The sequence below is a fragment of the Rhizobium sp. P28RR-XV genome (assembly GCF_012641385.1).
In the GTDB taxonomy this organism is placed as follows: Bacteria; Pseudomonadota; Alphaproteobacteria; order Rhizobiales; family Rhizobiaceae; genus Rhizobium.
On record NZ_JABAIG010000037.1, the window covers coordinates 1 to 4,941 of the forward strand.

4 protein-coding genes are annotated in these 4,941 nt (G+C 52.5%); 2 read left to right on the forward strand and 2 right to left on the reverse strand.

Annotated elements, in window-relative coordinates:
- Positions 1-94: 94 nt before the first annotated feature.
- On the reverse strand, positions 95-1,675 hold the full coding sequence (locus HGP12_RS33635) for a trypsin-like serine peptidase (RefSeq protein ID WP_168880238.1): 1,581 nt from the start codon (positions 1,673-1,675) through the stop codon (positions 95-97).
- A gap of 432 nt (positions 1,676-2,107) precedes the next feature.
- Positions 2,108-2,605, reverse strand: a complete 498-nt coding sequence (locus tag HGP12_RS33640) for a hypothetical protein (protein WP_168880239.1) — start codon at positions 2,603-2,605, stop codon at positions 2,108-2,110.
- A gap of 395 nt (positions 2,606-3,000) precedes the next feature.
- Here HGP12_RS33640 and HGP12_RS33645 point away from each other — a divergent pair, with 395 nt between their 5' ends.
- Together HGP12_RS33645 and HGP12_RS33650 are read left to right on the forward strand one after the other, a co-directional pair.
- Positions 3,001-3,306, forward strand: coding sequence for a hypothetical protein (locus HGP12_RS33645; RefSeq protein WP_168880240.1), 306 nt, complete (start codon positions 3,001-3,003; stop codon positions 3,304-3,306).
- A gap of 14 nt (positions 3,307-3,320) precedes the next feature.
- Positions 3,321-4,850 (forward strand): iron-containing redox enzyme family protein, encoded by a 1,530-nt coding sequence (locus HGP12_RS33650; protein WP_168880241.1) that lies wholly within the window; start codon positions 3,321-3,323, stop codon positions 4,848-4,850.
- Positions 4,851-4,941: the final 91 nt, after the last annotated feature.

The window sequence follows — 4,941 nt, forward strand, 5'->3', positions numbered from 1 at the left end:
CTTCACAGCCCGAAGCCCCCCTGAGCCCTTCAAGATATCCAATGTCATTATGTCCACAGTCTCCGTTGTGGACACAGAATCTTTCATTCGCTGTTCAGTGAATAGGTGCGGGGAATTGTGCGCTTACAATCAGCACGCCTTCCGGAGCACCGGAAGCACCATCTACGGTCTCGACGAACTCGCCCAATGGACCAAGTGCTGCAATCCCGCCAGGCCCCAGGTCTAGGCACTTTGCGTTGTCATGGTTGGAACAAGCCATGACACAAGAATTCACGTCCTGTATAGCCAGAGCACTTGCGATCGAGATCCCCGGCACCGCCTTCGGCATACTGGGATTATCGACCGAAACGGCCCTGGTTGAGGCGACACGATAACTATAGTCGACGGAGCACATATTTCCCTGGGCGTCATTCCTCCGATTGCAACCAAGTGACTTCCGCTCCTTCGATTGCAAGACAAGGTAGGTCGATCCGAGTTCGCTTTTAGCGATTGCACTGTTGCTTGTAATCTCCTGAACCCCGATGAGCTGCCGGTCCTCAGTGTCGTTGACCAACAGTGTCTCCCCAGCCCCATCGCAACCGCACGAGTCGGATGCTGCTGTCTCCAAGCGGGCTCCGGAGGAAAGGTCCCGATTCGATAAGGTTACGACAGTGTCTGCCTTGCTGCTATCAACGCCCGATTGGTCAATCGACGTGGAGGAACCAAGTCCGGAGACCTGATCTCGACATCCCCGGGCTACAAATTCATATGTGTGCAAAGTTGTTTTCGAGAGCGCCGGACCATACATCCTGCTTTCATCATCGGTATATTTGAATGAGTTCACGCTGACCGCGGTCAAGTTGTCCGACACCCAAGCCCCGCCACTTGCGCCATGTGACAGAGGATTGGGCATGCGGGCGGGATTGCCTCCATCCTTGTATCCGGAAACGTGATAAAGCCTTTCGTTCGATTCATAGTTCGACGGATAACCCATTGCGTCGACATGCGTTGCGCCGACATTAATCTCCATACCGATCCCCTGCTCGGGGACACCGCGCACTTTAATGAAAGCAAAATCATACGCGTAGGAACCATTCGGCCAACCAGATACAATCGCGGCACACTGCCAATCGAAAGTCTGCGCGACCGGTCCATGGTCGTATCTAAGCAGAAATTGAAAATTCGTTCCCCAAGCCCTTGTCGGTTGATCCCATACACAATGGGCAGCTGTGAGTATGACGCCAGCAGACCCAATGAATTGGCCCGTACACAGGTGGCCCCACCCAGGTGCGTCACTTGGGAAATTAAAATCTAGTCGGCCCGCAGCCTTGTAGGGAGTCTTCGTTAGGTCTGCGACTTCGACCTGCCCATCAGCCGCTTTCGGCTTGACTAGAGGTTCCAGATGGAAGGGAGGGACGACGATTTCTGGCGTAAGACCCTTTGGCAGAGGCCGCTGATTTCCGGCGGGACTTCCAGGAGGGATGTGCGGCAGATTGAGCGGGGTCACCTGAGTGTAACGTGCTGCTGTAAATGGCGGTGCGGTATTCACGATAAATAAAATATCATCGTTGCTACCGCTGTACTTATATGACTCGAAGCCTCCGCAACCAGGAAGCAAAATGGCAAGAATAACTGTCGCAAGCCGAACGGTTACAAGCCACAGCAACGCTAAAATACTGGACTCCCTCTTGCTCATCGCAGTTCCTCTCGCCGCACTGCCATACTTGCAACCAGCGATGTTTAGAGTGCCTTTCAATGGGTAGAATTAACGAGGGTTGGTCCAACCCTCGGTTCTGCTGAAGAGTTAGAGAAATGCTTCCCATCTCTTACCACTACAATCAGTCCGGTGCCCAACCCGCTTTAATCCCGATCAAACTTTGGATTTATGATGCCAGCTATCGGTGTCGGAACATGCAACTTTTGCTCACCACACGCATTCAGATTATATTCCGCAGAAGTAGAGATGTATTTTTAATATACACAACTAATGGATATCGAATAGACGCCCAAAAGTAGTATGGAACCAGAGGACATTCGGTCTTGCCACAGATCAACAACTCGACCGCTTACAAGCCGCTCAACTTCCCAGATGATGTCCGGAAGTATCGCATCTAACGATGCTCTGCTGTCAGCCCTCCGGCGGCAGGTCGTCATCATCGATGTTCATCTCCAGGCGGAAACCCGCCATGTCGGCATGGCCGTAGCGAAGCTTCGCGCCATGCAGCACGGCGAACTTGATCTTGTCCGCCGTCAGCATCGTCAGAAGATGCGGCAGTGCATCAGACGGGAGCGAAAATAGCCCGTCCATGTGACCGCGATAAAGGTTCAGGGTCCCCACATAAGCCCTGACCTGCCGGTCCCACTGGTCGCGGTTGTATGTGTCGTTAGGCAGAAACGTGAGGCGCACCGTATCCACCTTTATCTTCGATGGTCGAAGAAGCTTCCCCATCAGGTGCAAATGCCGGTACTCGTTATAGAGCTCGTGGCGGTCCTTCATGTGATTTGCGCTGAACGAATAGCTCCATTCCCAATCTTCGATCGCGATCGCATAGTAGACTGGCTCTTCCCGAGCTTTGCTTCGCGGGCGCCTGCGTTTCGCTGTCGCAGTCTTTTTCGTTTTGACCATGGTTCCTCCTTCGTCTGATCGGCGAAGGTGAGAGCTTCACCGACTGCTGTGCATGCGTCGGCACCCGCAGATGAACCTGCAGCACAGCGGCTGAACGCTTCGTGCAACGTGTCCTCTTGGCAAGAAGTGTCCGTGTCCTGTGCTCTAAATGCACTTGGGGGCTAATCGCAGGCAGGTGATCGAATGTGGTAGGGCGTCAAGGAAGTGACCACCGGGTTACCTCTTATCGCCTTCTCGCTACCGCAGCAGTGGCGGGATCTAAATACCGCCTGGCGAGGCGGGCCGAAGTAATCAATCACTGCCGCCAAGGTAAATATCTTTAATATTGCATATTGCTACTTTCGGTTTTACTATCACATCACTTATCAACCAAAAAATCCAGACGAGGGGCAGCCATGGCAGGAATTGCAGCGAGTATGGTTGATGTACTGGACCGCTGGCGCGGTATCGGAGTGAACGTGGAGAGCCACGAATTCCGGCAGCTTGCAGGCCACCCCGTCGCGTGGTGGTTTGACCTTGCGAATGCATCAACACTGAGCTTTATGCAGGCCCTAGCTGGAGACACAACGCTTGTCTTGCCTGGAAAGCCGAATGAAAGCGCATTGGTAACTCAATTTTTGAAGTCTACACGCCCCATGGGCAATACACTGGCGGCGATGGTTTGGTCATTGGCCAGTGGATCGAAGCTGGATGTCCTTTAGAGGATACCACCGCGGTGCTCCGTGCCGACGAAGCTGTCGCTCCGCCGCTACCAACAACCGACGAAGAGCGCGAAGCATTTCATAAACTTCTCAACATCGAAAATTTTCCGGAATTTCGCGAAACCGCGCGTCAGTACGCGCGTGCCTACCTCGCTAATGCTAACTATGCGGCGGACCCGACCTACGCTGAATTTGATTACACTGAAGAACGTCTCCATGAACGGATGAAGTTTATATATGACTCTTTTGTTGAGAATACGATGTATACTAGCCACTTCTACGATCAGTCGACTGTCACCTATGCTGGGAAGGAATATCCGGTTGGAAAGGCATCAAATAAAGTCGTCATCGATAATTTGATTCAGAAGGCGCCCTTTAATTTCCTCGATGGGGTTTGGCTACAGAATATTATGACTGCTCGTCCATCGGACGAAGTCATGTCAAAGCTTTTTGACATTTGGGCCGATGAGGCCGGCAATGGGGAGGTTGAGCAAAACCACGCTAACGTGTACGACAACCTACTGAGAAGCAAAGGCGTCTATCTCCCGTCGGTGAATTCCCGTGAATTCATTGACTACCCTTTTGTACCTGGGGCATGGCGAACGGGCGTTTTTCAACAATGTGTCGGTTTATTTCCGCAAGAGTTTTTTCCTGAACTCCTCGGCATGACGCTCTACCTGGAATGGGAGGCCACACCAACACTCACGCCTTCTGTTCGGATGCTTCGCGGCCGCGGCATAGATCCGCTCTTTTACCAACTGCATGTGGCAATCGATAACATCAGCGAAGGTCACGGCGCGCTGGCGATCGAAGCAATCAAGGCGTTTCTGGCCGAGCAACGGCTGGAGGGCGGAGATGACGAAGTTCAGCGAAACTGGAAGCGTATTTGGAATGGCTACGTTACTTGGGCAACGGTAGGATTCCTTGGCACCGATACCTTCATGCGACGGCTCATTATCGATAAGAAGAAGCTCAACATAGGCACTCCAAAGGAGCCAAGCTGTGTTCCTGATCTGGCTGGATTTTATCGAGATCAGATGCTTGCGCTTGTTCGCAAAAAGGCTCCCTTTGCAAAACAAGTGCATGGTGGCGTATCCTTAGGCGGAAAGCCACTGAACAGCTTATTTGACAAACCGGAAGAACTTTTGAACCTACTTCTTACGGAGGGGTTGGTCGACCCCAAGCATCCCCGTGACAGTAACTTGATCGCGCTTATGCAATTTGAAGGGCCGATGTATCGCGTTTTTTCTGATAAGGAACAGGCGGTTGTACTCGATTGGATCGAATCCGCTGATGGCGATGCTTATGATTGCATAGAGCCACTTCCACCGGACACGGATACCGATCCGGCCGTCGAGATGGAAGAGCTTATTTCAAAGTATGCCAGTCAGGCTCAGTTCGCCCACGCGTCTATTAAGCTGACAACTCAAGCAGGCGAACAAAAGCCTTTGGCCACGCTTTTTGATCGTCCAGCCGAACTGATGGGTGCCCTGGTAGCTTCGGGGTGGGCTAGGAGGTGTGGACTCTTGGGTTTCCAAGGCTGAGCAAATCAGATTCAAGACTGTCTTTTGGAGGCAGTCATGGGTGTTTTGGATCGTCTGATCCTTCGGGACGAACAGTGGGCGCGGATAGCGC

Excerpts from the sequence above, each read along its gene's own strand:
- HGP12_RS33635 (WP_168880238.1), bottom strand. The coding sequence starts at position 1,675 with ATGAGCAAGAGGGAGTCCAGTATTTTAGCGTTGCTGTGGCTTGTAACC.
- HGP12_RS33640 (WP_168880239.1), bottom strand. The coding sequence starts at position 2,605 with ATGGTCAAAACGAAAAAGACTGCGACAGCGAAACGCAGGCGCCCGCGA.
- HGP12_RS33645 (WP_168880240.1), top strand. The coding sequence starts at position 3,001 with ATGGCAGGAATTGCAGCGAGTATGGTTGATGTACTGGACCGCTGGCGC.